This is a genomic window from Isoptericola nanjingensis, from assembly GCF_050311635.1.
GTDB classification, from domain to species: domain Bacteria; phylum Actinomycetota; class Actinomycetes; order Actinomycetales; family Cellulomonadaceae; genus Isoptericola; species Isoptericola nanjingensis.
In genome coordinates this window covers 67,443-92,398 of record NZ_JBNOZL010000004.1, presented here as the reverse complement: position 1 = coordinate 92,398, position 24,956 = coordinate 67,443, and the positions used below count along the sequence as shown (strand labels likewise).

26 protein-coding genes and 3 tRNA genes are annotated in these 24,956 nt (G+C 73.9%); 13 read left to right on the top strand and 16 right to left on the bottom strand.

Annotation, left to right across the window (positions count from 1 at the left end; all coding sequences use genetic code 11):
• Nucleotides 1-65 precede the first annotated feature (65 nt).
• Nucleotides 66-1,748 (top strand): SpoIVB peptidase S55 domain-containing protein, encoded by a 1,683-nt coding sequence (locus ACQP6G_RS08675; RefSeq protein ID WP_429763881.1) that lies wholly within the window; start codon nt 66-68, stop codon nt 1,746-1,748.
• Nucleotides 1,749-1,850: 102 nt separating this feature from the next.
• Here ACQP6G_RS08675 and lpdA read toward each other — a convergent pair whose 3' ends face one another.
• On the bottom strand, nt 1,851-3,254 hold the full coding sequence (lpdA, locus tag ACQP6G_RS08670; RefSeq protein WP_429763880.1) for a dihydrolipoyl dehydrogenase: 1,404 nt from the start codon (nt 3,252-3,254) through the stop codon (nt 1,851-1,853).
• Between the two features lie 52 nt (nt 3,255-3,306).
• Nucleotides 3,307-3,759, bottom strand: coding sequence for a ribonuclease HI (gene rnhA, locus ACQP6G_RS08665; protein ID WP_429763879.1), 453 nt, complete (start codon nt 3,757-3,759; stop codon nt 3,307-3,309).
• A gap of 90 nt (nt 3,760-3,849) precedes the next feature.
• Between rnhA and ACQP6G_RS08660 the strand changes: the two genes are divergently transcribed.
• Nucleotides 3,850-4,713, top strand: a complete 864-nt coding sequence (locus ACQP6G_RS08660; RefSeq protein ID WP_429763878.1) for an LLM class flavin-dependent oxidoreductase — start codon at nt 3,850-3,852, stop codon at nt 4,711-4,713.
• Between the two features lie 37 nt (nt 4,714-4,750).
• Here ACQP6G_RS08660 and leuD read toward each other — a convergent pair whose 3' ends face one another.
• Nucleotides 4,751-5,389: a 3-isopropylmalate dehydratase small subunit gene (gene leuD / locus ACQP6G_RS08655; RefSeq protein WP_429763877.1), complete on the bottom strand. Its 639-nt coding sequence runs from the start codon at nt 5,387-5,389 to the stop codon at nt 4,751-4,753.
• Between the two features lie 26 nt (nt 5,390-5,415).
• Complete coding sequence (gene leuC, locus ACQP6G_RS08650) at nt 5,416-6,891, bottom strand: 3-isopropylmalate dehydratase large subunit (protein WP_429763876.1); 1,476 nt, start codon at nt 6,889-6,891, stop codon at nt 5,416-5,418.
• A gap of 190 nt (nt 6,892-7,081) precedes the next feature.
• Here leuC and ACQP6G_RS08645 point away from each other — a divergent pair, with 190 nt between their 5' ends.
• The 3 genes from ACQP6G_RS08645 (at nt 7,082) to ACQP6G_RS08635 (ending at nt 8,965) form a co-directional block, all read left to right on the top strand.
• Nucleotides 7,082-7,801 carry an IclR family transcriptional regulator gene (locus ACQP6G_RS08645; protein ID WP_079574616.1) on the top strand — a complete coding sequence of 240 codons (720 nt, stop codon included), beginning with the start codon at nt 7,082-7,084 and terminating at the stop codon, nt 7,799-7,801.
• A 167-nt stretch (nt 7,802-7,968) separates the two neighbouring features.
• Complete coding sequence (locus tag ACQP6G_RS08640) at nt 7,969-8,136, top strand: hypothetical protein (protein WP_176168850.1); 168 nt, start codon at nt 7,969-7,971, stop codon at nt 8,134-8,136.
• A 19-nt stretch (nt 8,137-8,155) separates the two neighbouring features.
• Nucleotides 8,156-8,965 carry a PH domain-containing protein gene (locus tag ACQP6G_RS08635; RefSeq protein WP_429763875.1) on the top strand — a complete coding sequence of 270 codons (810 nt, stop codon included), beginning with the start codon at nt 8,156-8,158 and terminating at the stop codon, nt 8,963-8,965.
• A gap of 95 nt (nt 8,966-9,060) precedes the next feature.
• Here ACQP6G_RS08635 and ACQP6G_RS08630 read toward each other — a convergent pair.
• The 3 genes from ACQP6G_RS08630 to ACQP6G_RS08620 form a co-directional block, all read right to left on the bottom strand.
• A tRNA-Glu gene (locus tag ACQP6G_RS08630) sits at nt 9,061-9,133 on the bottom strand.
• A 64-nt stretch (nt 9,134-9,197) separates the two neighbouring features.
• Nucleotides 9,198-9,270: transfer RNA gene (locus ACQP6G_RS08625), tRNA-Glu, on the bottom strand.
• A gap of 78 nt (nt 9,271-9,348) precedes the next feature.
• Nucleotides 9,349-9,420: transfer RNA gene (locus ACQP6G_RS08620), tRNA-Gln, on the bottom strand.
• Between the two features lie 152 nt (nt 9,421-9,572).
• Here ACQP6G_RS08620 and ACQP6G_RS08615 point away from each other — a divergent pair.
• On the top strand, nt 9,573-10,382 hold the full coding sequence (locus ACQP6G_RS08615) for a class I SAM-dependent methyltransferase (RefSeq protein ID WP_429763874.1): 810 nt from the start codon (nt 9,573-9,575) through the stop codon (nt 10,380-10,382).
• Nucleotides 10,383-10,389: 7 nt separating this feature from the next.
• Here ACQP6G_RS08615 and ACQP6G_RS08610 read toward each other — a convergent pair whose 3' ends face one another.
• The gene (locus tag ACQP6G_RS08610; protein WP_429763873.1) at nt 10,390-11,298 is read right to left on the bottom strand and encodes a LysR substrate-binding domain-containing protein; all 909 of its coding nucleotides are present in this window, start codon (nt 11,296-11,298) and stop codon (nt 10,390-10,392) included.
• 69 nt (nt 11,299-11,367) lie between these two features.
• Here ACQP6G_RS08610 and ACQP6G_RS08605 point away from each other — a divergent pair, with 69 nt between their 5' ends.
• Nucleotides 11,368-12,537 (top strand): YeiH family protein, encoded by a 1,170-nt coding sequence (locus tag ACQP6G_RS08605; protein WP_429763872.1) that lies wholly within the window; start codon nt 11,368-11,370, stop codon nt 12,535-12,537.
• A gap of 8 nt (nt 12,538-12,545) precedes the next feature.
• Here the strand turns inward: ACQP6G_RS08605 and ACQP6G_RS08600 are convergent, their stop codons facing one another.
• The 5 genes from ACQP6G_RS08600 to ACQP6G_RS08580 are packed head-to-tail and all read right to left on the bottom strand — an operon-like array spanning nt 12,546 to nt 17,027.
• Nucleotides 12,546-13,280, bottom strand: a complete 735-nt coding sequence (locus ACQP6G_RS08600) for an HAD family hydrolase (protein ID WP_429763871.1) — start codon at nt 13,278-13,280, stop codon at nt 12,546-12,548.
• Complete coding sequence (gltX, locus tag ACQP6G_RS08595; RefSeq protein ID WP_429763870.1) at nt 13,277-14,698, bottom strand: glutamate--tRNA ligase; 1,422 nt, start codon at nt 14,696-14,698, stop codon at nt 13,277-13,279. The genes ACQP6G_RS08600 and gltX overlap by 4 nt, the downstream gene beginning before the upstream one ends.
• 46 nt (nt 14,699-14,744) lie before the next feature.
• Nucleotides 14,745-15,293 carry an NUDIX hydrolase gene (locus ACQP6G_RS08590; RefSeq protein ID WP_429763869.1) on the bottom strand — a complete coding sequence of 183 codons (549 nt, stop codon included), beginning with the start codon at nt 15,291-15,293 and terminating at the stop codon, nt 14,745-14,747.
• Nucleotides 15,286-16,068 carry a fumarylacetoacetate hydrolase family protein gene (locus ACQP6G_RS08585; protein ID WP_429763868.1) on the bottom strand — a complete coding sequence of 261 codons (783 nt, stop codon included), beginning with the start codon at nt 16,066-16,068 and terminating at the stop codon, nt 15,286-15,288. Before ACQP6G_RS08585 ends, ACQP6G_RS08590 begins: the two co-directional genes overlap by 8 nt.
• A 47-nt stretch (nt 16,069-16,115) precedes the next feature.
• Nucleotides 16,116-17,027 carry a class I SAM-dependent methyltransferase gene (locus tag ACQP6G_RS08580; RefSeq protein ID WP_429763867.1) on the bottom strand — a complete coding sequence of 304 codons (912 nt, stop codon included), beginning with the start codon at nt 17,025-17,027 and terminating at the stop codon, nt 16,116-16,118.
• Nucleotides 17,028-17,118: 91 nt separating this feature from the next.
• On the opposite strand from ACQP6G_RS08580, the gene ACQP6G_RS08575 reads away from it, so the two are divergent.
• On the top strand, nt 17,119-18,342 hold the full coding sequence (locus ACQP6G_RS08575) for a heparan-alpha-glucosaminide N-acetyltransferase domain-containing protein (protein WP_429763866.1): 1,224 nt from the start codon (nt 17,119-17,121) through the stop codon (nt 18,340-18,342).
• The gene (locus ACQP6G_RS08570; RefSeq protein WP_429763865.1) at nt 18,339-19,217 is read left to right on the top strand and encodes a fructosamine kinase family protein; all 879 of its coding nucleotides are present in this window, start codon (nt 18,339-18,341) and stop codon (nt 19,215-19,217) included. The genes ACQP6G_RS08575 and ACQP6G_RS08570 overlap by 4 nt, the downstream gene beginning before the upstream one ends.
• 19 nt (nt 19,218-19,236) lie before the next feature.
• Here ACQP6G_RS08570 and ACQP6G_RS08565 read toward each other — a convergent pair whose 3' ends face one another.
• Entirely contained in the window at nt 19,237-20,091 is an 855-nt protein-coding gene (locus tag ACQP6G_RS08565) for a PhzF family phenazine biosynthesis protein (protein WP_429763864.1), read from the bottom strand.
• Nucleotides 20,092-20,146: 55 nt separating this feature from the next.
• On the opposite strand from ACQP6G_RS08565, the gene ACQP6G_RS08560 reads away from it, so the two are divergent.
• Nucleotides 20,147-21,100, top strand: a complete 954-nt coding sequence (locus ACQP6G_RS08560; RefSeq protein WP_429763863.1) for a 3-methyladenine DNA glycosylase — start codon at nt 20,147-20,149, stop codon at nt 21,098-21,100.
• Here ACQP6G_RS08560 and ACQP6G_RS08555 read toward each other — a convergent pair.
• Together ACQP6G_RS08555 and ACQP6G_RS08550 are read right to left on the bottom strand one after the other, a co-directional pair.
• Nucleotides 21,078-21,530: a peptidoglycan-binding domain-containing protein gene (locus ACQP6G_RS08555; protein WP_429763862.1), complete on the bottom strand. Its 453-nt coding sequence runs from the start codon at nt 21,528-21,530 to the stop codon at nt 21,078-21,080. The genes ACQP6G_RS08560 and ACQP6G_RS08555 overlap by 23 nt on opposite strands.
• A gap of 131 nt (nt 21,531-21,661) precedes the next feature.
• Nucleotides 21,662-22,195 (bottom strand): CGNR zinc finger domain-containing protein, encoded by a 534-nt coding sequence (locus ACQP6G_RS08550; RefSeq protein WP_429763861.1) that lies wholly within the window; start codon nt 22,193-22,195, stop codon nt 21,662-21,664.
• 39 nt (nt 22,196-22,234) lie between these two features.
• Between ACQP6G_RS08550 and ACQP6G_RS08545 the strand changes: the two genes are divergently transcribed.
• The 3 genes from ACQP6G_RS08545 (at nt 22,235) to ACQP6G_RS08535 (ending at nt 24,904) form a co-directional block, all read left to right on the top strand.
• The gene (locus ACQP6G_RS08545; protein ID WP_429763860.1) at nt 22,235-23,242 is read left to right on the top strand and encodes an EamA family transporter; all 1,008 of its coding nucleotides are present in this window, start codon (nt 22,235-22,237) and stop codon (nt 23,240-23,242) included.
• Between the two features lie 33 nt (nt 23,243-23,275).
• Nucleotides 23,276-24,022 (top strand): phosphotransferase, encoded by a 747-nt coding sequence (locus ACQP6G_RS08540; RefSeq protein WP_429763859.1) that lies wholly within the window; start codon nt 23,276-23,278, stop codon nt 24,020-24,022.
• Between the two features lie 144 nt (nt 24,023-24,166).
• Nucleotides 24,167-24,904, top strand: a complete 738-nt coding sequence (locus ACQP6G_RS08535; RefSeq protein WP_429763858.1) for a lytic polysaccharide monooxygenase — start codon at nt 24,167-24,169, stop codon at nt 24,902-24,904.
• Nucleotides 24,905-24,956: the final 52 nt, after the last annotated feature.

The following is a 24,956-nucleotide window of genomic DNA, read 5'->3' as shown; positions in this document are numbered from 1 at the left end:
TGCCCGGATCCGGGGCCGGTCGCCGTGCGGCCGGTCTGACGGCGTCCGGCGCCGCCGGCGCGCTGGTGCTGGCCGGGCTGGTGGCGGTCGGCCCTTCGGCGACGGCGGCGCCCGCCCCCGACTGCGCGGCGCCGTACCCGGTCGCCGACGTCGTGAGCGGGGCGCCGGTCACCGGGCTGACGGTGAGCAAGGGCACCACCCCGCAGTCGTTCACCGGCGAGGTGCTGGGCGTGCTGTCGGACGGCATCGCGCCGGACCTGGACATGATCGTCGCCAAGCTCGAGTCGCCGGCGATCGACGCGGCGGGCGGCATCTGGCAGGGCATGTCGGGGTCGCCGGTGTACGCGCAGGACGGGCGGCTGATCGGCGCGGTCGCCTACGGGCTCGCCGCCGGGAGCTCTCCCGTGGCGGGCATCACGCCGTTCGGGGACATGCAGGGCTACCTCGGTGCCGCGAAGGCTGCGCCCGAGGTGGCGGTGAGCTCCCGCCTGGCGACACGGATCGCGGCCGAGACCGACGTGACACGTTCCGAGGCCGCCCAGGGCCTGCGTCAGCTGCCGATGCCGATGGGCGTCGGCGGGATCGACCTGGCCCGCGCCCGCACGGCGGTCAAGGCCGCCGGCGGCAGCGAGCTCGTGACCCCGGACTCCTACCGCATCGGCCGGTCCAGCGGCACGGCGGCCGCCGGCATCGACACCGTGGTCGCGGGCGGCAACGTGGCCGCGGTGCTGTCGCACGGCGACATCACCTTCGCCGGCATCGGCACCGCGACCTCGGTCTGCGGCAACCGGGTGGTCGCCTTCGGTCACCCGCTGAACTTCACCGGCACGACGCGCCTGGGGCTGGCGGCCGCCGACGCGGTCTACGTCCAGGAGGACCCCCTGGGCGTGCCGTTCAAGGTCGCGAACCTCGGCGACGTCGGCGGGACCGTCACCGACGACCGCCTCGCCGGGATCGCCGGCACCTTCGGCGCCTCGCCCACCGCCACCCCGGTCCGGTCGACGGTGGCCCACGGCAGCAGGACGCGCACCGGCACCACGCAGGTGCTGGACCCGACCGCCCTCGCGGACGTCACCCTCCTCGCCGGCATGGCGAACCACGACCGCGTGGTGGACGGGGTCGCCGGCGGCACCGAGACGCAGGCCTGGACGATCACCGGCACCCGCAGCGGGAGCCCCTTCCGGCTGCGGTACGCCGACCGGTACCAGTCGGCCGAGGACGTCGGCTCCGCGGGCGCCTTCGACCTCCCGACCGTGGTGGGCACGCTCTCGTCCGTCTCGAACGTCAAGCTCACCGGGGTGACCAACGAGGTCAGGGTCAGCAACTTCCGCGAGCGGTTCCGCGTGACGTCGATCCAGCAGCTCACGGGCGGCCGCTGGATCGACGTGACCGGCAAGACCGCGAAGGTCCGTGCCGGCCACACCCTCGTCCTGCGGACCCGGCTGCTCGGCACCGACGGCGCCACGCGATCGGTCTTCCGCCAGGACTTCACGATCCCGAAGAGCCTCAAGGGCAAGAGCGGCGTGGTCACGGTCGTCGGCGGCAACTCGTTCCAGGACGAGTTCTACGGCCCGACGTCGTTCGACTCGGTCCAGAAGCTGCTGGCGGGCAACCTGCGCAACGACGAGCTGGAGCTGAGCCTCGTCATCGGCAGCGGCAGGACCACGTACGAGCGGACCCGGACGTCCGACGTCATGACCCGCGTCGTGAACGGCCAGAGGGACCTGCAGGTCCGCGTCACCTCCTGAGGACGGACGACAGGCGGCACGACGCCGGACGGTACGAGGCCCGGGTCCGCGGAGCTCCGCGAACCCGGGCCTCTGACGTGCGATCCGGCCCTGACCTGTCGGTCAGAAGTTGATCATGTGCCCCACGATGCCGTGGATGGACTCCTGGATCGCCTCGGACAGCGTCGGGTGCGTGTGCACGTTGCGCGCGACCTCGTCGGCGGTGAGGTCCCACTTCTGCGCGAGGGTGAGCTCGGGCAGCAGCTCGGAGACGTCCGGGCCGATCATGTGGGCGCCGAGCAGCTCGTTGTACTTGGCGTCGGCGACGATCTTGACGAAGCCGGTGGGGTCGCCGAGGCCGTGGGCCTTGCCGTTGGCCATGAACGGGAAGGACGCGACCTTGACGTCGTAGCCCTCGTCCTTGGCCTGCTGCTCGGTGAGGCCGAACGACGCGACCTGCGGGGAGCAGAACGTGGCGCGCGGCATCATGCGGTAGTCGCCGAGGGTCTGGGTCTCGGCCCCGCCGATGGTCTCGGCGGCGACGACGCCCTGCGCCTCCGCGACGTGCGCCAGCATGAGCTTGGCGGTGACGTCCCCGATGGCGAAGATGTGCGGCACGTTGGTGCGCATGTGGTCGTCGATCGCGATGGCGCCGCGCTCGGTGAGCTGGACGCCGGTGTTCTCGAGGCCGAAGCCCTCGACGTTCGGCGCGAAGCCGACGGCGGACAGGACCTTGTCGACGACGATCTCGCCGGGCTTGTCGTCCTTGACGCCCTTGTAGGAGACGGTGACGGACGAGCCGTTGTCCTTGATCGTCTGGACGGCGGTGGAGGTGAGGAGCTTGATGCCGAGCTTCTTGTACTGCTTGGCGATTTCCTTGGAGACGTCCGCGTCCTCGTTCGGCAGGGCACGGTCGAGGAACTCGATGATCGTGACGTCCACGCCGTAGTTCTTGAGGACGTAGGCGAACTCCATGCCGATGGCGCCGGCGCCGACGATGGCGATCGACTCCGGCAGCTCGCGCGTCATGATCTGCTTCTCGTAGGTCACGACGTTCTCGGACAGCTCGACGCCGGGGAGCAGCTTGACCTGCGAGCCGGTGGCGATGATCGCGTTGTCGAACGTCACCGTCTCGGTGCCGCCCTTGTTCAGCGCGACCTCGATGGTGTTCGCGTCGCGGAACGTGCCGCGGCCGTCGAGCTCGGTGATCTTGTTCTTCTTCATCAGGAAGTGGACGCCCTTGGTGCGGCCGTCCGCGACCTCGCGGGACCGGTCGAACGCCTTGCCGAAGTCGAACGTCACGTCACCGGACATGCCGAAGAAGTCGGCCTGGTGGTTGAAGATGTGGGCGAGCTCCGCGTTGCGCAGCAGCGCCTTGGAGGGGATGCAGCCCACGTTGAGGCAGACACCACCCCAGTACTTCTCCTCGATGATGGCGACGGACTTGCCGAGCTGGGCCGCACGGATCGCGGCGACATAGCCGCCGGGGCCAGCCCCGAGGAGGACGACGTCGTAGTGGGAAGCCATGGGTCCAGCCTATTAGCGCGCGCCACCCCCTGCGGCGTGACGTCCGTCGCACCTAGCGGACGGAGTCCACGCCCAGGTTCGCGAGCGCGTCGGCGCGCTCGTTCCCCGGGTCGCCGGCGTGCCCCTTGACCCACACCCAGCGCACGTCGTGCTTGGTCACCTCGGCGTCGAGCGCCTGCCACAGGTCCACGTTCTTCACGGGCTTCTTGGCCGCCGTCGTCCAGCCGTTGCGCTTCCAGCCGGCGATCCAGGACTTCATGCCGTTCATCACGTACGAGGAGTCGACGTGGATCACCACGGTGCTGGGCCGCTTGAGCGCGCGCAGCGCCTCGACGACGGCGGTGAGCTCCATGCGGTTGTTGGTCGTGACGGTCTCGCCGCCGTAGAGCTCCTTGGTGTGCTCCCCTGCCTTCAGCAGCGCACCCCAGCCGCCGATGCCGGGGTTGCCCTTGCAGGCACCGTCGGTCCACATCTCGACCAGGGGCTTCTCGTTCTCGTCAGGCACCCGGACACCCTACGTTCCCCGTGTGCCACGGCCGTGTCGGACGCCGCGCGTAGCGTCGACGCAGACCCCAGGACGACGAAGGAGACGCACATGAGGTTCGGTTTCGTCGGCAGCTTCGGCACCCCGCAGCAGAACGTCGCCCTCGCCCGCGAGTGCGAGGAGCACGGCTGGGACGGCTTCTTCAGCTGGGACGGGATGAGCATGGGCGACTGGGGTGGCGACGCCCTGACGGCCTGGGACCCGTTCGCGGTCCTCGCCGGCGCCGCGGCCGTGACGGAGCGCATCACGCTCGGCGCCATGGTCTTCGCGGTGCCACGGCACCGGGCGTGGGAGTTGGCGCAGCGCGCGCTGACGGTCGACCACCTGTCGGGCGGGCGGCTCGTGCTCCCGGCCGGCGTCGGCGTGCTCGACGACCGCGGGTTCACGTCCGTCCCGGGGCAGGTGACCGCCCTGCGCGACCGGGCGCAGGCGCTCGACGAGACGCTCGAGTGGCTGCGCACGTCGTGGTCCGGCGAGACGTTCGAGGCCGACGGCGCGCAGGTGCGCACCGGGCCGTTCCGGTTCGCCGCTCCCCCGGTGCGCGGCCGCATCCCCGTGTGGCCGGTCGGCGTCTGGGACGCCACGAACCCGCCCCTGAAGAACCTGCACCGCACACTGCGCTGGGACGGGATCGTCGTGCAGGCTCGGGGCGCGACGCCGGAGGAGGCGGAGGCCGGGCCGGACGCCGTCCGCGAACTCACCGCGTGGATCGCCGAGCAGCGCGCGCCCGACGCCGGACCGTTCGACGTCGTCGCGTCCGGCCTCCTCCCGTCCGACGCGGCCGAGGCCCGCGACCAGGCTCGCGCGTTCGCGGAGGCCGGGGCGACCTGGTTCGTCGACTCCTGGTGGGACCCGGCGGAGGCGACGCCCGAACGCCTGCTCGAGCGGGTGCGCCAGGGCCCGCCCACCCTCTGAGGATGGACGGGCCCCGGCGCGGACGTGGTCGAGCGGGTCAGCCGACCGGGCGCGCCGGCTCGATCGGGACGCTCGGCAGGTGCTTGGCCGGCAGCGTCTTCGGCCGCCAGGCCGCGCGCCCCGCCTCGAAGGCCGCGATGTCGTCCTCGTGCTGCAGCGTGAGGCCGATGTCGTCGAGGCCCTCCATGAGGCGCCAGCGCGTGTAGTCGTCGATCTGGAAGGGCACGGTGACGTCGTCGGCGTGCGCGGTGCGCGCCTCGAGGTCCACGGTCACCTCGGTGCCGGGCTTGGTCTCGAGGATCTTCCAGAGGATCTCGATGTCCTCCTGCGCGACGATGCCGGCCACGAGGCCCTGCTTGCCCGAGTTGCCGCGGAAGATGTCCGCGAACCGGGGCGCGAGCACCACGCGGAAGCCGTAGTCCTTGAGCGCCCACACGGCGTGCTCGCGCGAGGAGCCCGTGCCGAAGTCGGCGCCCGCGACCAGCACGGAGCCGGCCTTGTACGCGTCCTGGTTGAGCACGAACGTGGGGTCGCCGCGCCAGGCCGCGAACAGCGCGTCCTCGAAGCCCGTGCGGGTGACCCGCTTGAGGTAGACGGCGGGGATGATCTGGTCGGTGTCGACGTTGGTGCGGCGCAGCGGCACCCCGACGCCCGTGTGGGTGGTGAACTTCTCCATGACGATCTCCTGCTACGGGGTGGGGGTCAGACGAAGGACGGGGCGGACAGCGGCGCCAGCGGGGTGCCGTCGAACGTCGTGAGGTCGACGTCGCCCTCGAACTCGAGGTCGGCGACCGACGACAGCGTGCCGCGGACGGCGGTCGCGGCCGCGACCAGCGGCGACACGAGGTGCGTGCGCCCGCCCTTGCCCTGGCGGCCCTCGAAGTTGCGGTTCGAGGTGGACGCCGCGCGCTCGCCCGGCGCGAGCTGGTCGGGGTTCATGCCGAGGCACATGGAGCAGCCGGCGTTGCGCCACTCGGCGCCGAACTCCTTGAAGATGACGTCCAGGCCCTCGGCCTCGGCCTGCAGGCGCACGCGGGCGGACGCGGGCACGACGAGCACGCGCACGTCGTCCGCCTTCTGCCGACCCTGGAGCACCTTCGCCACGGAGCGCAGGTCCTCGATGCGGCCGTTGGTGCAGGAGCCGATGAAGACCGTGTCGACCTTGACGTCGCGCAGCGGCGTGCCGCCCTCCAGGCCCATGTACTCCAGCGCGCGCTCGGCGGTGACGCGCTCGTTGGCGTCGGCGATCTCCGCCGGCACCGGCACGGACGCCGACAGCGGCAGCCCCTGGCCAGGGTTGGTGCCCCACGTGACGAACGGCTCGAGGTCGGCCGCCTCCAGCACGACCTCGGCGTCGAACTCGGCGTCGTCGTCGCTGCGCAGCGTCGTCCAGTACTCGACGGCGGCGTCCCAGTCCTCGCCCTCGGGCGCGTGCGGGCGCCCCTGGAGGTAGTCGAACGTCGTCTGGTCGGGCGCGATCATGCCCGCGCGGGCGCCGGCCTCGATGGACATGTTGCAGATGGTCATCCGCGCCTCCATCGAGAGCTTGCGGATGGCCTCGCCGCGGTACTCGAGCACGTAGCCCTGCCCGCCGCCGGTGCCGATCTTGGCGATGATCGCCAGGATGATGTCCTTGCTGGTGGCGCCGGGGGGCAGCTCGCCGTTCACCGTGATCGCCATCGTCTTGAACGGGGCGAGGGGCAGGGTCTGCGTGGCGAGCACGTGCTCGACCTCGGAGGTGCCGATGCCGAAGGCCAGAGCGCCGAACGCGCCGTGCGTCGAGGTGTGCGAGTCGCCGCAGACGACGGTCAGGCCCGGCATGGTCAGGCCGAGCTGCGGGCCCACCTGGTGGACGATGCCCTGGTCGGCGTCGCCCAGGGAGTGGATGCGGACGCCGAACTCCCTGGCGTTGTTGCGCAGCGTGTCGATCTGTGTGCGGCTGGTGAGGTCCGCGATCGGCAGGTCGATGTCGAGCGTCGGGGTGTTGTGGTCCTCGGTCGCGATCGTGAGATCGGGACGGCGGACGGGGCGCCCGGCGAGCCGCAGCCCCTCGAACGCCTGCGGGCTCGTCACCTCGTGCACGAGGTGCAGGTCGATGTAGAGGAGGTCGGGCGCCCCGTCGCTGCCACGACGCACCAGGTGCGCCTCCCAGACCTTCTCTGCCAGCGTGCCGGCCATCATGTGCTCCTCGTCCGCCGCGTCCCCGCGGCCGTCGTGCGTGTGCTGTGTCTCGGTCGATCTCGTCGGCTGCCTCGCCGGGCGATACCGTCGTTCGGACCCCGGAGGGCCCGGCTCGTGAGACGGTTCCGTCCCGTGAGATGCGGTCCCCGACTTGCAATCTCAGTGACTGAGACGTCAATATCGTCCTATGGACGATACTAGCGGAGTCGGCGTACTCGACAAGGCCGCGTCCGTGCTGGGCGCTCTGGAGGCTGGTCCTGCCACTCTGGCGCAGCTGGTCTCCTCGACCGGGCTCGCCCGCCCCACGGCGCATCGCCTCGCCGTCGCCCTCGAGCACCACCGTCTCGTGGGCCGCGACATGCAGGGCCGGTTCGTGCTCGGACCGCGCCTCAACGAGCTCGCGACGGCGGCCGGCGAGGACCGGCTGCTCGCCGCGGCCAACCCCGTGCTCACGGCACTGCGCGACCACACGGGCGAGAGCGCACAGCTCTACCGCCGCCAGGGCGACCATCGCGTCTGCGTTGCCGCCGCCGAGCGGCCGGTCGGGCTGCGCGACTCGATCCCCGTCGGCGCCACCCTCACGATGCACGCGGGCTCCGCGGCGCAGATCCTCCTGGCCTGGGAGGAGCCGGACCGCCTGCACCGCGGCCTGCGCGAGGCCGTGTTCACCGCGACGATCCTCTCCGGCGTCCGACGCCGCGGGTGGGCGCAGTCGGTCTCCGAGCGTGAGCTCGGCGTCGCGTCCGTCTCGGCGCCGGTGCGCGGGCCCTCCGGCCGGGTCGTGGCGTCCGTGTCCGTCTCCGGGCCGGTCGAGCGCCTCACCCGCCAGCCGGGACGCCTGCACTCCGCCGCCGTCGTCTCCGCCGCCAACCGCCTGACCGAGGTGCTGCGCCGCGCCGGCGAGTGACGACGTCCTCCCTGACCACCGCCCCTCTCGGGGCCGACCGCCGGGCCCGGCCCGCCGCCACTCCACGCGGCGCGCCGGGCCCGGTGCTGTCGGGCCCCCGCCCAGGTCAGTACGCTCCTGGCTGACGGGGCAGCCCTGCCCTGCGACCCGAGAGGCGTGAGGACCTGATGCCCGCGAAGGCCAAGACACTGCTGATCTGGATCGTCGTGATCTTCCTGATCTACGCGATCGTGAGCAGCCCTGACCGTGCGGCGAACATCGTCACGGCGATCTGGGACTTCATCACCAACGCGTTCTCCAGCTTCGGGCAGTTCTTCGCGAACCTGACCGACTGACGACGGCCCGGAGAACCCCGTGATCACCGACGAGAGGCGCGAGCGCGACCGGGTGCGCGCGCACGCGCACCTGCGTCGGTACGTGCTCCCGAACGAGCGGGTGATCGTCGCGACGCGCCACCACTGGGCGCTGCTCCTCGAGCCGATCGCGACGACGGCCGCCGCGTTCCTGCTGATCGGCACCATCGTCATGTCGACGCCGGTCGACGTGCGCTCCACGGTGGGGTGGCTGTGGGTGGTGTGGTTCGTCGTCGCCGGTCGCCTCGCCTGGAAGTGGCTCGAGTGGCGCTACGAGTGGTTCGTCGCGACCGACAAGCGGCTCCTGCTGCTGTACGGGCTCGTCGTGCACAAGGTCGCGATGATGCCGATGAAGAAGGTCACCGACATGGGGTACTCGCGCAGCCCCACGGGCCAGGTCCTCGGCTACGGCCGCTTCGACATGGAGTCCGCCGGCCAGGACCAGGCCCTGCGCACGATCAGGTTCGTCCCGCGCCCGGACTCCACCTACCGCACCCTGTGCGACACCCTCTTCACGCCGGGCGGCCCGCGCCTGGACGACGACGACGATCTGGGCGGCGGGCCCACGCGGCCGCCGGACGGTGCCCCCGGCGGGACCCCCGGCGCACCGACCGTCGTGCCCGGCCGCGAGGCGTCGGAGGGCCCCCGCCCCACCACGCAGCCGATCGCCGTGCAGCCGTCGAACCCGGCGCCCCGCCCGCCCGAGGCGCAGCCCAGCGCCGGGGCGCACCCCGTGACCTGGAAGCCCACCGGTGCGAGCTACGACCACCCGCGCAGCGACGGCGCGATCGTGCCCGACCCGTTCCTCTGAGCCGGTTCCGTGCTGAGCCGGTTTCGTTCTGAGCCGTGGAACGACGAAGGCCCGGTCCGCGTGGACCGGGCCTTGCCTGTGAGATGCCTGCTGTGTACCCCCAGCGGGATTTGAACCCGCGTTACCGCCGTGAGAGGGCGGCGTCCTAGGCCGCTAGACGATGGGGGCCTGGAGCTGGTTCGGGTGTCGAGACCTGAACCGTGCGACCGCCCGTCGAGACGGACGACCTGCGTACCCCCAGCGGGATTTGAACCCGCGTTACCGCCGTGAGAGGGCGGCGTCCTAGGCCGCTAGACGATGGGGGCCTATGACTCGACGGTCTCGAGGACCTTCGTGCCGGTGAGAACTCTACACACCGCACCAGGCGGGCGAAGAGCACTGCGCTGGGGTACCAGGACTCGAACCTAGACTAAGAGAATCAGAATCTCTCGTGCTGCCAATTACACCATACCCCAATGGATCGAGCCTTCCGGGCAAATCCGACATGATCGGAGCGCCGGCGTCAGGCCCAACGTCGGAAAACATTACCGGACAGGTGGCCGTCGGCCAAAACGCGCGCGAGGTGCCGTACGTCACGCTCGGACGACGGCCGTGGCAGGCTCCCCGCATGGCCTCCTCGACTCCCCCGCCGCCCTCGCCCGCGCCCGCCTCCGCCGGGCACGACCCGCACGACCACGCCGACCGCGCGGCCTCGTTCGACCGGGACGCCGACGTGTACGCCCAGGTCAGGCCCACGTACCCGCGGGACGCCGTCGGGTGGATGCTCCCCGCGGGCGCACGGCGGGTCCTCGACCTCGCCGCCGGGACGGGCAAGCTCACCGAGGTCGTCGTCGACCTCGCCGGGGCGGGCACGGACGTCGTCGCCGTCGACCCGTCGCTGCCCATGCTCGCCGAGCTCTCCGCGCGCCTGCCGGGCGTCGCCACCCGCCAGGGCGCCGCCGAGCACCTCCCCCTCCCGGACGCGTCCGTCGACGCCGTCCTGGTCGCCCAGGCGTGGCACTGGTTCGACGCCGACGCCGCGGCGACGGAGATCGCCCGCGTCCTGCGGCCGGGCGGCACGCTCGGCGTCGTCTGGAACGACCGCGACGCCGAGGTCGACTGGGTCGCGCGGTTCGGCGAGATCCTGCACCGAGGCGACCGCCTCGAGCCCGCGGCCGGTCACGACGCCCTGACGGAGCTCGGCGACCGGTTCACGGCCGTCGAGGCCGGCACGTTCCGCTGGGTCGACCGCCTCCCGGCCGGCGCGCTGCGCACGCTCGCGGGGACGCGCAGCTATCTGCTGAGGCTCCCGGAGGCCGAGCGCGAGGCGCGCCTGGCCGAGGTCGACGCCCTGGAGGACACGCACCCCGACCTCGCCGGTCGCGCCGAGATCGAGCTGCCGTACGTCACCTACGCGTACCGCGCCCGGCGGCGCTGAGCGTCCGTCAGCGCGCGCCGGCGACGGCGGCGAGCCTCCGCGCCGGCGCGGACAGCGACGCGCCGTCGCGCCACACCACGCGCAGGCGGCGCGAGAGGTCGAGCTGGGCGATCGGGACGGTCACCAGGTGGCCTGCCGCCACGTCGTCCGCCACGGTCAGCGCGGACAGGACCGTCACACCGTCCCCGTGCCGCACGGCGGACTTCACGGCCGCCGTGGAGCCCAGCGCGGTGACGTGGGACGGCAGGCGGACGCCCGCCTGGCCGAGCGCGTCCTCCAGCACGTCGCGGGTGCCCGAGCCGACCTCGCGCAGCACGAGGTGCCCCGCGGCGAGTCCCGCGGGGCTGACGGACCGTCGTCGCGCCCACGGGTGCGCGGGGGCAACGACGGCCACCAGCTCGTCGTGGGCCACCGTGCGCGAGCGCAGCCCGCGGCGCACGGTCGGGCTCTCCACGAACCCGAGCTCGGCCGCGCCGTCGAGCACGAGCTCCATGACCTCGCGGGAGTTGCGCACGACGAGCTCGACGTCGGGCGCCGTTCCGGTCCGCTCGCGCTCGTCCCGCCCGAACGCCGCGAGCCAGCGCGGCGCCAGGTACTCGGCGATCGTGAGGCTCGCGGCCACGCGCAGCCCGGGGACGGGCGCGGAGCGCAGGGCGGCGGCCGCGGCCTCGAAGCGGTCCGTGGCGTCCACGACGCCGCGCGCCGCCTCCGCCACCTGGCGCCCGACGGCGGTGAGCGCCGTGCCGCGCGGCCCGCGGGACAGCAGCTCGAGGCCGAGGCGGCGCTCGAGGCGGTGCAAGCCAGCGGACGCGGTGGGCTGGGAGACGCCGGCCGCCCGGGCCGCGGCGGAGATCGAGCCGTGGGCGTCGAGGGCGACCAGCAGCTCGAGTGCGGCCAGCGGGGGACGTTCTGCCATAGCGTCAGTCTATGGATCGATCGGCACCTGGCGCTTCCGGGTCGTCGCGCGGGTCGCGAGCCTGGTCACGTGCCTCCAGCTCAGCCCTCGGCCCCGACCGTGGACCAGACCACGTACCGGACCTCCCGCGGCGCCTCCCGCCTCGGTCCGGGCCTCGCGCTGGCCGCCGTGGCGACCGTGGTCCTGCTCGGCGTCAGCCGGCTCGTCGCCCCGCTGACGAACGGTGCGCTGTCGCCCCTGGTCCTGGCCCTCGTGGCCGGCGCCGTGCTCGGCTCCGCGCTGGGGCGTCTCGTGCCGCGGGGCGCCCGCGCCGCGAGGTTCGCGGAGCAGGTCGGGCCGGGCACCGACTGGACGGCGCGCACGGTGCTGCGCGCCGGCGTGGTGCTGCTCGGCCTGCAGCTCTCGATCCCCGACGTCCTCGCGCTCGGCTGGCGCGGGATCGCCGTCGTGGTGATCACCGTGACGGGGACGTTCGCAGCGATCCTCGGCCTCGGCCGGCTGCTGCGGGTGCCCCGCGCCACCGCGCTGCTCGTCGCCACCGGGTTCTCGATCTGCGGCGCCGCGGCGGTCTCCGCGATGACGAGCGTGCTCGAGCGCGACCCGCGCGCGGGATCTGCGCCCGCTCGGCTGCGGGACGACGTGGCCGCCGCGCTCGCCCTCGTCACCGTCTACGGGACGGTCGCGATCTTCGTCCTGCCCGCCCTCGCCGGGGCGATCGGGCTCGACGACCACCAGGCGGGGCTCTGGATCGGCGCGAGCGTCCAGGAGGTGGCCCAGGTGGTCGCCGCCGCGGGCACCGTCTCGGCCGCCGCGCTGGCCACCGCGACCGTCACCAAGCTGGCCCGCGTGGTGCTGCTCGCGCCCCTGGTCGCCGGCGCCGGCGCGCTGCTCTCGCGGCGCGCGGCGCTCGCCGCCGCGCCAGGGGACGACCTCGTGCCCGAGTCTCCCGAGGGCGGCACAACGGCCCGCGGCCGACGCGCCCCGCTCGTCCCCGGCTTCGTGCTGGGCTTCCTCGTCGCGGTGCTGGTCCGCAGCACGGGACTGCTGCCCGACGTCGTCACCGACACCGCCCAGCAGCTCACGACGGTCCTGTTCGTCGCCGCGATGTTCGCCCTCGGCACCGGCGTCGACGTCCCGCGCCTGGCGCGCACCGCCCGCCGTCCGCTGCTGCTCGGCGCCCTGGGCACCGTCGTCGTCACGGGGATCGCGCTCACCGCCGTCCTGCTGCTCGCCCCCTGAGCGAGCTGTCAGAGGCCGAGGGCGGCGGGCAGCCCGGCGAGCCCGGGCAGCACGACGATGCCGTCGGCGCGCAGGGCGTCGGCGTCCACGTGGTGCTCGTCGTCGCGGCGGGCACCGGGCCGGTCCAGCCAGACGCCGACGAGGCCGGCGTCGCGAGCGGCGCGGGCGTCGGTCGTGGGCTCGTCGCCGACGTACGCGGTGCGCGCGACGTCGGTGCCGAGGCGGCGGGCGCCCTCGACGAAGACGTCGGGGTGCGGCTTGCCGTAGCCGAGCGTGTCCACGCCCACGAGCACGGGGACGCCCTCGAGGCCGGCGGCGCGCAGCTTGCGCTCCTGGAGCTCCGTGTACGCGTTCGTCACGACGCCGATCCGCACGCCGGCGGCACGCAGTGCGTCGAGGGCGGCCGCGGAGTCGTCGAACGGCGCCCACGACCGCTCGAACGTGCCCCAGAACAGGGCGTCCCAGTCGGCGAAGGAGTCCTCCGTGACCGGCTCGCCGCCGAAGGTGCGGTGCAGGAGGTCGGCGCGCAGCCGGCGCTGGGTGAGGGCGTCGGTCTCGCCGCGCGTGAAGCGCTTGTAGTAGCCGCCCGGGTCGGTGCGCCAGTGCGCCAGCAGCTCGGGGTAGCGGTCCGCCGGCACGTGCGGCAGGTACTCGACGGCGACCGCGGTGAGAGCCTGGGCGAACCCGCCCTTGGTGTCGACGAGCGTGTCGTCGACGTCGAGCAGGACGCCGTCGACCCTCACAGCTTCGCCAGCGCGGCGTCGACGCGGGCGAGGGTCCGTTCGCGGCCGAGCACCTCGAGCGACTCGAACAGCGGCAGGCCGATCGTGCGGCCCGTGACGGCGACGCGCACCGGCGCCTGCGCCTTGCCGAGCTTGAGCCCGTGCTTCTCCCCCACCGCCGTGACGAGGTCCTTGAGCGGCTCCGCCTCCCACGTCGCGAGGTCCGCGAGCGCCGCGCGGGCGTCGGCGAGCAGCTCGGCGGCGCCGTCCTTCATCGCCTTGGCCCACGAGCGCTCGTCGTCGACCGGCTCGTCGAGGAAGAGGAAGTCCACGTTGTCGGTGATGTCCGCCAGCAGGGCGACGCGCGACTGGGCGAGCGGAGCGACGCGTCCGAACGCGGCGGCGTCGTACTGCTCCTCGGTCCAGGGCGCCTTGGGGGCGTGCAGCCACGGGTCGACGGCGGCGACGAAGTCCTCGACCGACATCTTCCGGATGTACTCGCCGTTGAACGACAGCAGCTTCTTGACGTCGAAGAACGCCGAGGCGCTGTTGACGTCCTCGATGCGGAACCGCTCGACCAGCTCGTCGAACGGGAGGATCTCCTCGTCGTTGCCGGGCGCCCAGCCGAGCAGCATGAGGTAGTTGACCATCGCGTCGGGCAGGTAGCCCTCGGCGAGGTAGTCCTCGAGCGCGACCTTGTCCCGGCGCTTGGAGAGCTTCTGGCGCTTCTCGTTCACGATCACCGGCAGGTGCGCCCACGTCGGCGGCTGCGCGCCGAGCGCCTCCCACAGCAGCTGCTGCTTGGGCGTGTTCGGCAGGTGCTCCTCGCCGCGGATGACGTGGGTGATGCCCTCGTCGAGGTCGTCCACGACGTTCGCGAGCAGGAAGACGGGCGAGCCGTCCCCGCGCGCGACGACGAAGTCCTCCATCGCGGAGTTCGGGAACGTCGGGTTGCCGCGGATGAGGTCGACGACCTGGGTCTCGCCGTCGTCGGGGGTGCGGAAGCGCAGCGCCCGGCCCGGCTCGTAGGTGAGGCCGCGGTCGCGGCAGAAGCCGTCGTAGCCGGAGTGCGCGTTGCCGGTGCGGGCGGCGACGTCGTCGCGGGAGCAGTCGCAGTAGTACGCGCGGCCGGCCTCGTACAGGCGGGCCGACGCCTCGCGGTGCTTCTCGACGTTCTGCGACTGGAAGTACGGTCCCTCGAACGTCGGGTCCTCGGCGTGCATGCCGAGCGCCGCGAGAGCGTTCAGGATGCCGTCCACCCACTCGGGCTTGTTGCGCGCGGCGTCGGTGTCCTCGACCCGCAGCACGAACGTGCCGCCCTGCTGCTTGGCGACCGCCCAGTTGAACAGGGCGGAGCGGGCACCGCCCACGTGGAACATGCCCGTCGGGGACGGGGCGAAGCGGACACGGACGTCGGAGGAGCCGGCAGCGGGGATCACGGGGTCCAGCGTAGTTGTCCCGCCGCGGGCCGTCGGACGGTCGGTGTCAGGCGCCCCGTACCCGTGCGACAGCGAGCGCCACCGGCTCGGCGAGGTCCGGGTTCGGCAGGTCGTCGACGGGCCACCACCGCACGTCCAGCGACTCGTCGCTCACGGCGTGCCGTGCGCCGTCGGGCGCGACGGCGACGAAGCGCACGTCCAGGTGGTGCGCGTCGCCGCCCGGCCCGCAGAACGGCACGGCGTGCTCGTCGAGGTGCACGGGCACCGGGTCGAGGTCGACCTCCACCCCGGACTCCTCGACGGCCTCGCGGCGGGCAGCCGCGGCCAGCGTGGCGTCGCCGGGCTCGGCGTGCCCGCCGAGCTGGAACCAGCGGCCCGCCTTCGCGTGCAGGGTCAGCAGCACGCGCGAGGCGTCGCCCGACAGCACCACCGTGGACGCGGTGACGTGGTCCGGGCGGCACGCGCGCAGCACGCCGTCGGGGTGCGCGTCGAGGTGCGCGACGAACCGGTCGCGCAGCGCGGACTGCCCGGCGTCGGCGGCGGGCATCCGCCGCAGCACCGACCGTGCGTCGTCGCGCAGCGGCGCCTCAGTCACGCCGGAACACGGGGTTGGCGAGGACGCCGATGCCCTCGACCTCGCACTCCACGCGGTCGCCGTGGTCGATGCGGCCCACCCCCGCCGGCGTGCCGGTGAGGATGACGTCCCCGGGCAGCAGGGTCATCGCCTTGCTGATGTACGACACGAGGAACGGCACGTCGAAGACCATGTCCGCGGTACGGCCGTCCTGCTTGAGCTCGCCGTTGACGCGGGACCGCACGGCGACGTCCTCGGGGTTCAGGTCCGTGTCGATCCACGGGCCGAGCGGGCAGGAGGTGTCGAAGCCCTTGGCTCGCGCCCACTGGCCGTCGGTGCGCTGCGCGTCGCGGGCGGTGACGTCGTTGGCGACGGTGTAGCCGAGCACGTAGGAGCGCACGTTCTCCGGCTCGACGTCCTTGCACACCTTCGAGATGACGACGGCGAGCTCGGCCTCGTAGCTGACCTCGCGCGTGAACTCGGGCAGCACCACCGGGTCGTCGGGCCCGACGACGGCGGTGTTGGGCTTGAAGAACAGCAGCGGCGTGGCCGGCACCTCGCCGCCCATCTCCTTGGCGTGGTCGGCGTAGTTCTTGCCGACGGCGACCACCTTGGAGCGCGGGATCACCGGGGCGAGCAGCCGGACGCCGTCGCCCAGCTCGATCCGCTCCCCCGTCGGCATCGCCGGCATGTAGAGCGGGTCGCCGCCGAGGACGGCGAGGAACGTCTTGTCGCCCTCCTGCTGGACGAGGGCGAAGCGGGGGTCGTCTCCGGTGGTGAATCTCGCGATGCGCACGCGCCCAGGTTACGCGGGGCGCGTGCGCGGCAGCGTCAGCCGCACCGTCAGGCGCGGGCGAGCACCTCGCCGTGCAGGATGGCGAACCAGCCGTCGGGCGCCTGCGCCCACGCCTGCCAGTCCTGCGCGATCTGCTCGAGCGCGACGTCGTCGGCCAGGCCCGACTCCTTGGCCTGCACCGCGAAGTTGGACTCCACGCAGCGCTCGGCCCACAGCTCGCCCCACCACTGCCGGTCGGTCGGGGTGGCGTAGCACCACGACGACGCGGAGGGCACGATGCCCTCCAGCCCCGCCTCCTGCACCCACGACATGAGACGGCGGCCGGCGTCCGGCTCGAACCCGTAGGCGTGCGTGACCTCGTGGTACAGCTCGTTCCACTCCGTCAGGCCCGGGGTCTCGGGGTACCAGGCCATGCCCGCGTAGTCGGCGTCGCGCACCGCGACCATCCCGCCCGGCTTCGCGACGCGCTTCATCTCGCGCAGCGCGGCGACCGGGTCGGACAGGTGCTGCAGCAGCTGGTGCGCGTACACGACGTCGAAGGAGTCGTCCTCGAACGGCAGCTCGTAGGCGTTCGCCTGCTGGAAGCGGACGTTGCCGTACCCGAGGGCCGCGGCGTGCTCGCGCGCCGCCTCGAGCACCTTGGGGCTGGCGTCGACGCCCACGACCTCGCCGCCGGCGAGGATCCGGGCGAAGTCGGTGGTCACCGTGCCGGGGCCGCAGCCGACGTCGAGCAGGGACATGTCGTCGCGCAGGTGCGGCACCAGGAAGCCGGCCGAGTTCTGGGCCGTGCGGCTGCGGTGCGAGCGCAGCACGGACTCGTGGTGCCCGTGCGTGTACGACTCGGACTCCTTGCTGGGCACCGTGTGGTGGGTGCTGGGTGCCTCGATCGCGTCGTTGAGGTCGGCACCGGCGGGTTCGGGGTCGCCCTGGGGTGCGGGCTCCGCGCTGAGGTCACTCATGCTCCCACCGTAGTGACCGCGCGGCCTGCAGGCCGTGGCGTTCTCACGCACCGGGACGACGCGCACCACCCGCCGGTGGCATCATCACGCCATGACCGCGGCCACCGGCGCGCCGACCTCCCGTCTTCGTGCCGGGCTGCGCGCCGGCGCGCGCCGTCTCGCCGGCGGCCCGGGGCGCGTCCCGGGCGTCGACGTCGCCCGCGGGATCGCCGTCCTGGGCATGTTCACCGCCCACGCAGGCGTGACGACGCCCGACGCCGGACCCGCCTGGTGGCTGCTCGACCTCTCCCACGGCCACTCCTCGATCCTGTTCGCGCTGGTGGCGGGCGTCTCCGTCGCGATCGTCACCGGGGGGCCACACCTCCTCGACGGCGACCCGCTGCGACGGGCCCGCCTCCGCCTGCTCGTGCGCGCCGCGCTGCTGCTGGTGGTCGTCGCGCTGCTCGACCTCCTCGGCACGCGCGTCGCCCTCATCCTGGGCTTCTACGCCTGCTACTTCGCGCTCGCGCTGCCGTTCCTGCGCTGGCGGCCCCCGCGCCTCCTCGCGCTCGCCGCGGTGGTCGCCCTGGTGGGGCCGCTGCTCGCGTACTGGGGGCCGGAGGCGCTGCTGCGGGCCGGTCTGCGGCTGCCGCACGACGGTTCCGGCGCCGTCACGGACTTCGTGCTCACCGGCCACTACCCGGCGATCGTCTGGATGGCGTACGTGCTCGCGGGCATGGCGATCGGGCGCTGCGACCTGCGCTCGCCGCGGCTGCGCCGCGGGCTCCTGCTGGGCGGGCTGGCCGCGTGGGGCGCGTTCTCGTTCCTCTCCGGCGCGGTGGTGGGCGCCGCCGGCGGGGAGGAGGTCGTGCTGACCTCCCAGGTCATGGCGCGGCAGTCCGTCGACGGCGCGCCGTTCGCCTGGGGCGCCCCGTGGCCCGGCGTCGCGGGGCTCTTCCTCGACGGCCCGCACGACGACACGACGATCGAGGTGCTCGCGTCGGGCGGGTTCGCGGCGGCGGTCGTGGGCCTGTGCCTGTACGTCGGGCGGGTCGGACGGTGGGTGCTGGCCCCGCTCGCCGCGGTCGGGTCGATGGCGCTGACCGTGTACTCGCTGCAGATCGTCGCCATCTGGCACTGGGACCTGCTGGGGTCCACCACCAACGGCCCGCTGCTCGTGATGGTGCTGGTCACCCTCGCCACGGCGACGGCGTGGCGGTTCCTGCTCGGACGCGGGCCGCTGGAGCGGGCGGTGGGCGCGGTCGCCGACCGCGCTGCGCTGGCCGCCCCGCCGCAGGAGCCGCCCGAGAAGGCCCAGAGAGGGAGTCGCTCGTGACCGACCCGATGACGGTGCTGCTGACCCGCCTCCTCGCGTCGGGGATCTCCGACGTGGAGCACCTGTGCCCCGCGACCGGCGGGCTCGCCGCGACCGCCGCCCTGGCGCGGCGTGCCGACGGCACCGCAGTGTTCGTCAAGGGGTTCGAGGAGGCCCCGTCCGACGACGCCTTCGCCGCCGAGGCCGAGGGCCTGACGGCGCTGCGGGAGCTCGGCGGCGTCGTCACGCCGGCGGTGATCCTCGCCGACCCGGGCCTGCTCGTCCTCGAGGTGCTGTACCCACGCCCCCGGGACGAAGCGTTCTGGGAGCGGCTCGCGCACACGCTCGCCGAGCTGCACGCCACGACCCACGACCGCTTCGGCTGGCACCGGGACAACTGGCTGGGCCGCCGCCGGCAGGACAACACCTGGGAGGACGACGGGTTCGCCTTCTTCGCGCGGAGCCGCCTGCTGCGGTGGCTGGGCGAGCCACGGGTCGACGCCGCCCTGGGTCCCGCGGACCGGACGGCCCTGGAGCACCTGTGCGCCCGGCTCCCCGAGCTGCTCCCGGACCGCCCCGCGTGCCTGACGCACGGCGACCTGTGGGCGCAGAACGTCCTCGCGACCGCCGACGGGCGGCCCGCGCTGATCGACCCCGCCGTGTCCTACACGTGGGCCGAGGTCGACCTGGCCCACCTCTGGACGACGGCGCCGCCGCCCGAGTCCCGCGGGTTCTTCGATCTCTACGCCGAGCTCACCGGCCTCGATCGCGCGTGGCGCGACCGCATGCCGATCCTGCAGCTGCGCCAGCACCTCGCCGTCGTCGCGCAGTTCGACGACGACTGGGGGGCCGCCGAGCAGGTGCGGGCCACGCTCGCCCCGTTCCGCCGGGTCTGACGCGCCGGCCGCTCCGACCTCAGAGCGTCACGGTGCCCGCGATCGTCGTGACGGCCGCGCCCCCGACCCACACCTCGCCGGCGGCGTCGCGGCGCACGAGCACGCGCCCGCGGCGACCGAGGGCGGTGCCCTGCGAGGCGACGTACGACGCGGGCAGCAGGCCGCCCGCCAGCCACTGCCCCAGCCCGGCGTTGAGGCTGCCGGTGACCGGGTCCTCCGCGACGCCGATGTCGGGGACGAAGGCGCGCACCTCGACGGCGGCGTCCGACTCCCCCGGCGCGTAGGTGCCGACGACGCCGATCTTCAGGCCGCCGAACGCGGCGAGGTCCGGCTCGACGGCGAGCACTGCCGCGGCGTCGCGCAGGCGGGCCGCGACCCAGCCGGGGCCGTTGTCGACCCACGCCGCGTCCTCGATGTCCGCCACGCTCACGCGCAGGCCGCGCGCGAGCTGCGCGAGGTTCTCCGGCGCCACCGGGCCGGAGCGCCGCAGGGGCGGCGCGGCGAACGCGAGCCGGTCGCCGCTGGCGTCGGTGTCGCGCCGGACGGTGACGAGCCCGACGCCGCACTCCTGGACCACCTGCTCCGCGGAGCGGGGCACCCCGCCGGCCTCGAGCCACGCGTGCGCGGTGCCGAGCGTGGGGTGGCCGGCGAACGGCAGCTCGCCGCCGGGCGTCCAGATCCGCAGCCGGTAGTCGGCGTCGGGCGTGGTGGGGCGCAGCAGGAACGTGGTCTCGGACAGGTTGGTCCACCGCGCGAAGGCGGCCATCTGCGCGTCGTCGAGGTCGTCGGCGTCGTGCACCACGGCCACCGGGTTGCCGGTGAGGGGGCCCGTGGCGAAGACGTCGACCTGGCGGAACGCGTAGGTGTGCGGCACGACTCACACGCTAGTCCGGGCGGGGGCGTGCTCGCCGCGCTCGTACCCTGGTGGGATGCGCGCACCCATCCTCGACGACCCGGCGGCCCCCGCCGACGCCGTCGTGCCGCGCGACGCCTGGGAGCCGCGGGCCGCCGCGCACGCCGCCCGCGCGGACGCGCTGACCGCGGTGTGGCGCGAGGCCCGCGACCGCGGCGCGGAGCACGCGATCGAGAACTTCCTGTTCACCTACTACCCCACGCGCGTGAGCCACCTGCGCCGGTGGCACCCGGGCCCGGGCGTGGTCCTCGCGGACGCGGCCGAGCACGCCGGGTGGCGCTGGTACCGCGAGACGGCGCTCCCGGGCGAGGAGAGCGGTGCGTGCGGCACAGGGGCGACGCTCGACGTCGACGCCTTCGTCGCCGACCGCGGCGACACCGTCCGCTACGTCCGCGCGCTCGTGTCGGCCACCGCCGGGCGGCCCGGGACGTTCGGCTGCTTCGGCCTGCACGAGTGGGCGATGGTCTACCGCGACCGCACCGCGGGTCGCGACCACCGCCACCCGCTGCCGCTGCGGCTGGGCCACGACGGCACGGACGCCGTCGTCGAGTCGCACCGCATCGGCTGCTCGCACTTCGACGCCTACCGGTTCTTCACGCCCGAGGCCTCGGAGCGCAACCAGCTGCGCCCCACCCGCGAGCGCCAGCCGGCCATGGAGCAGCCGGGGTGCCTGCACGCCGGGATGGACCTCTACAAGTGGGCGCTCAAGCTCGGGCCCGCGGCACCCGGCGACCTGCTGCTGGACGCCTTCGAGCTCGCCCGCGACATCCGGTACACCGACATGGCCGCCGCCCCCTACGACGTCTCGTCGTACGGCGTCGAGGCCGTGCCGATCGAGACGGCGGAGGGCAAGGCGGAGTACGTGCGCCGCCAGCGCGGGTTCGCCGCGCGCGGCCAGGAGCTGCGCGCCCGCCTGGTCGACGTCTGCGACGCGCTCCTGGCGGGTGTCAGTCGGACACCATCCCGCTGACCAGCGCACGCCAGGTCACGGGCCCGACGACGCCGTCGACGAGGACGCCGAACGCCGACAGCGCGCGCTGGAACCCGCGCACCGCGCTCTCCGTCTTCGGCCCGAAGACCCCGTCGACCGCGAGGTCGAGCTCCGCGCGGACGTCGAGCTCGGACTGCGCCCCGCGGACGGCGTGGCCACGGCTCCCGAGGCGCACGGTGACGACGATCGCGCCCCAGGTCCTGGGCCCGACGACGCCGTCGACCTCGAGGCCGAAGTCGCGCTGGGTGGTGCGGACGGCGGCCTCGGTGAGCGGGCCGAACGTCTCGTCCACCTCGAGGTCGTGGCCGTGCTCGTTGAGCAGGTGCTGCAGCGCGCCGACGGGGTGGAACCGGTCACCGGGACGGACGACCGGCCAGGGGTCGAGGGCCTTGCTCGTCGTGACGGACATCGCCGCCTCCTTCGTGGGGCCGGGCCGGGCGGGTCGTCGCCCCGGGAAAGCCTGGCGCCCTCGCGGGGGAGGGAGCGCGGCGCTCACCTCCAGATACGTCGGCCGGAGACGTCGACGGCGTGCCCGGGCCGTCAGCCGGAGCGACGCGCCCGCAGCGCGGCCTGCGCGTTGCGGTTGGTGCACGCGGTGGAGCAGTAGCGCCGCGAGCGGTTGCGCGACAGGTCCAGCACCAGCCCCTGGCAGTCGGCGTCGGCGCACACGGCGAGGCGGGAGAGCTCGTCGTCGCGTATGACGTCGATCATCGCCATGGCGGTCTCGACGACGATCCGGGTGGCGAGCGGGGCGTCGTCGGCGGTCGCGTGCACGTGCCAGTCCTCCCCGGAGTGCCGTACCAGGCGCGGATGGACAGGCACGCCCGTGAGCAGCTCGTTGACCAGCCCGGCGGCCTCGTCGCGCTCGGCGAGGAGGAGGGCGCGCAGGCGGGGGCGCAGCGCGCGCACCTGGTCGAGCTCCTCCGCGGTGCCGTCGTGACGACCGGTGTACTCGTGCTCGCGGAAGAAGGCGTCGAGGTCGGCCGTGGTCCCGAGCGTCTCGGGCGGCTCGCCGGAGTTCACGAGGGCGACGGCCGACCGGAGCTCCGCCACGGTGTCATGAGCGAACGGCATGTTGACACGTTACTCCACCCGGTCGTAGCGTCATGAGCCATGGCAAGGATGACGCATGACACCGGCGCGACGGCGCGCACCGGCCTCGGCGCGGGCCTCTCCCTCGCGGTCGTCTCCGCCATCGCGTTCAGCCTCTCGGGCCCGCTCGCCGCCGGCCTCTTCGCCACCGGGTGGAGCCCGGGCGCCGTCGTCCTGGTGCGCGTCGCGGTCGGGGCGGTCGTCGTCCTGCCGTTCGGCGTCGTCGCCCTGCGCGGCGACTGGTCCCCCGTGCGCCGCAACCTGCGGCTGCTGCTCGCCTACGGCGCGCTCGGCGTCGCCGCCACGCAGTTCTGCTACTTCGCCGCCGTGCAGCACATGCAGGTGGGCCCCGCGCTGCTCATCGAGTACTCCTCCCCCGCCGCCGTCGTCGCGTGGCTGTGGCTGCGGCACGGGCAGCGGCCCGGACGGACGACGCTCGCCGGCATCGCGGTCGCCGCCGCGGGCCTCGTCCTGGTGCTCGACCTCGCCGGCGCCCGGCTCGACCCCGTCGGCGTGGCCTGGGCGCTCGGGGCGATGGTGGGCGTCTCCGCCTACTTCCTGCTCAACGCCCGCACCGACACCGGGCTGCCGCCCCTGAGCCTCGCGGCGGGCGGGCTCGTGGTCGGCGCCGTCCTCCTCGGCCTGCTCGGCGCCGTCGGCGTCATGCCGCTCACCGCGTCGGCAGACCCGGTCGCCCTCGCCGACGCCGTCGTGCCCGCGTGGGCGGCGCTCGCCGCGCTGGGGGTGGTGACGGCCGGCGTCGCCTACGTCACCGGCGTCGGCGCGGGGCGGCGCCTCGGCGCGCGGCCGGCGTCGTTCGTCGGGCTGCTCGAGGTGGTCAGCGCCGTGTTCTTCGCGTGGGTGTTCCTGGGCGAGCTGCCGCGCCCCGTGCAGCTCGTCGGCGGGCTGCTGGTGCTGGCCGGGGTCGTCGTCGTGCAGCAGGGCGAGGCCGCGATCCGTCGCACGCCACCCGCGATCGAACCGGCGGCCGCGCCGCACCCGACGATCGAGCCGACGGGAATGCCGTAGCCCGTCGCGGCGTGGAGATGTGACGATCTGGGCATGTCCCGCGCCCTCGCCGCCGCCCCGTCAGAGCCCGTCGTCGTGCCCGAGCGGGTGCGCCTGCTCGCCGGCGACGACGACGTCATGCCCGTGTGGCACAACGAGCTCGGCGGCCTCACGTTCCGGCTGACGGGGGCCTCGGGCGCCGAGCGCTACGTCAAGTGGGTCCCCGCCGGCACGCCCGAGCTGGACCTCGACGCCGAGGCCGAGCGCCTCGCCTGGGCGGGCCGCTTCACCCCCGTGCCGCGGGTGCTCGACCGCGGCGCCGACGGTGCGGGCGCCTGGCTGCTGACCGCGGGCATCCCGGGCCGGTCGGCGGTCGACCCGCGCTGGCTCGCGCACCCGGACACGGCGGCGCGCGCGATCGGCGCCGGTCTGCGGGCGCTGCACGACGCGCTCCCGGTCGACGACTGCCCCTTCTCGTGGGGCGTCGCCGACCGGACGGCACGCCTGTCCCCCGACGCCCGCGCCCGGGTCGGCGACGTGCCCGCCGTCGACCGGCTGGTCGTGTGCCACGGGGACCCGTGCGCCCCCAACACCCTCCTGGACGACGGCGGTCGCTGGACCGCCCACGTCGATCTCGACGCGCTCGGCGTCGCGGACCGCTGGGCCGACCTCGCGGTGGCCAGCTACAGCCTGGAGTGGAACTACGGCGACGGCCACGAGCCCGCCTTCTTCGAGGGCTACGGCATCGCGCCCGACGCCGGGCGCATCGCCTTCTACCGACACCTGTGGGACCTCGGCTGACGCCGGTCCGTCCTACGGGTAACCCCGTACGACCGGCCGGGCAGATCACGGTCAGATGACGCGGTTCCCCTGATGTGCGGTCCGGACCGACGCCGTAGCGTCGAATTTGTCCAGTTTCCTCACGAACACAGGAGAAGAGCAACGATGCGTCTTCGTCCCACTCTCGTCACCGCGGCCGTCGGGCTCGCCGCGCTCCTGGCTCCGCTCGCCGCCGCGCCCGCCGCGTCCGCCCACGGCTGGGTGACCAGCCCGCCGAGCCGCCAGGACCTGTGCGCCGGCGGTTCCCTGCCCTTCGACTGCGGCAGCATCAAGTACGAGCCGCAGAGCGTCGAGGCCCCCAAGGGCTCCACGCAGTGCTCCGGCGGCAGCGGCTTCGCCATCCTCGACGACGAGTCGAAGCCCTGGCCCCGCACGAAGATCGGCAACAGCGTCACGATGAAGTGGAAGCTCACCGCGCAGCACGCCACCTCGACGTGGGAGTACTTCGTCGACGGCACCCTGCACCGCACGTTCGACGACAAGGGCGCCAAGCCCGACGCCGTCGTGAGCCACACGCTCGAGAACCTGCCGCAGGGCGACCACACCATCCTCGCCCGCTGGAACGTGGCCGACACCGTCAACGCGTTCTACGCCTGCGTCGACGTGACCGTCGGAGAGGGCGGGACGGTCGAGCCGACCGACCCGCCGGTGGACCCGACCGACCCGCCGGTCGAGCCGGGCGACTGCGAGGACGCGGCCTGGAACCCGTCGTCCGCCTACACGGGTGGCACGAAGGTGTCCTACGAGGGCCGCGCGTACCAGGCCAAGTGGTGGACACAGGGCGACACCCCGTCCTCCTCCGCCGGCCAGTGGGCGGTCTGGACCGACCTCGGCGCCTGCTGACCCCGCCCGACGACAGCGTGCCGGCGCGGCCGGGGACGACGGCTCGGCGGGC

Excerpts from the sequence above, each read along its gene's own strand:
- lpdA (WP_429763880.1), bottom strand. The coding sequence starts at position 3,254 with ATGGCTTCCCACTACGACGTCGTCCTCCTCGGGGCTGGCCCCGGCGGC.
- ACQP6G_RS08660 (WP_429763878.1), top strand. The coding sequence starts at position 3,850 with ATGAGGTTCGGTTTCGTCGGCAGCTTCGGCACCCCGCAGCAGAACGTC.
- leuD (WP_429763877.1), bottom strand. The coding sequence starts at position 5,389 with ATGGAGAAGTTCACCACCCACACGGGCGTCGGGGTGCCGCTGCGCCGC.
- leuC (WP_429763876.1), bottom strand. The coding sequence starts at position 6,891 with ATGGCCGGCACGCTGGCAGAGAAGGTCTGGGAGGCGCACCTGGTGCGT.
- ACQP6G_RS08645 (WP_079574616.1), top strand. The coding sequence starts at position 7,082 with ATGGACGATACTAGCGGAGTCGGCGTACTCGACAAGGCCGCGTCCGTG.
- ACQP6G_RS08640 (WP_176168850.1), top strand. The coding sequence starts at position 7,969 with ATGCCCGCGAAGGCCAAGACACTGCTGATCTGGATCGTCGTGATCTTC.
- ACQP6G_RS08615 (WP_429763874.1), top strand. The coding sequence starts at position 9,573 with ATGGCCTCCTCGACTCCCCCGCCGCCCTCGCCCGCGCCCGCCTCCGCC.
- ACQP6G_RS08610 (WP_429763873.1), bottom strand. The coding sequence starts at position 11,298 with ATGGCAGAACGTCCCCCGCTGGCCGCACTCGAGCTGCTGGTCGCCCTC.
- ACQP6G_RS08580 (WP_429763867.1), bottom strand. The coding sequence starts at position 17,027 with ATGAGTGACCTCAGCGCGGAGCCCGCACCCCAGGGCGACCCCGAACCC.
- ACQP6G_RS08575 (WP_429763866.1), top strand. The coding sequence starts at position 17,119 with ATGACCGCGGCCACCGGCGCGCCGACCTCCCGTCTTCGTGCCGGGCTG.
- ACQP6G_RS08560 (WP_429763863.1), top strand. The coding sequence starts at position 20,147 with ATGCGCGCACCCATCCTCGACGACCCGGCGGCCCCCGCCGACGCCGTC.
- ACQP6G_RS08555 (WP_429763862.1), bottom strand. The coding sequence starts at position 21,530 with ATGTCCGTCACGACGAGCAAGGCCCTCGACCCCTGGCCGGTCGTCCGT.
- ACQP6G_RS08550 (WP_429763861.1), bottom strand. The coding sequence starts at position 22,195 with ATGCCGTTCGCTCATGACACCGTGGCGGAGCTCCGGTCGGCCGTCGCC.
- ACQP6G_RS08545 (WP_429763860.1), top strand. The coding sequence starts at position 22,235 with ATGGCAAGGATGACGCATGACACCGGCGCGACGGCGCGCACCGGCCTC.
- ACQP6G_RS08540 (WP_429763859.1), top strand. The coding sequence starts at position 23,276 with ATGTCCCGCGCCCTCGCCGCCGCCCCGTCAGAGCCCGTCGTCGTGCCC.
- ACQP6G_RS08535 (WP_429763858.1), top strand. The coding sequence starts at position 24,167 with ATGCGTCTTCGTCCCACTCTCGTCACCGCGGCCGTCGGGCTCGCCGCG.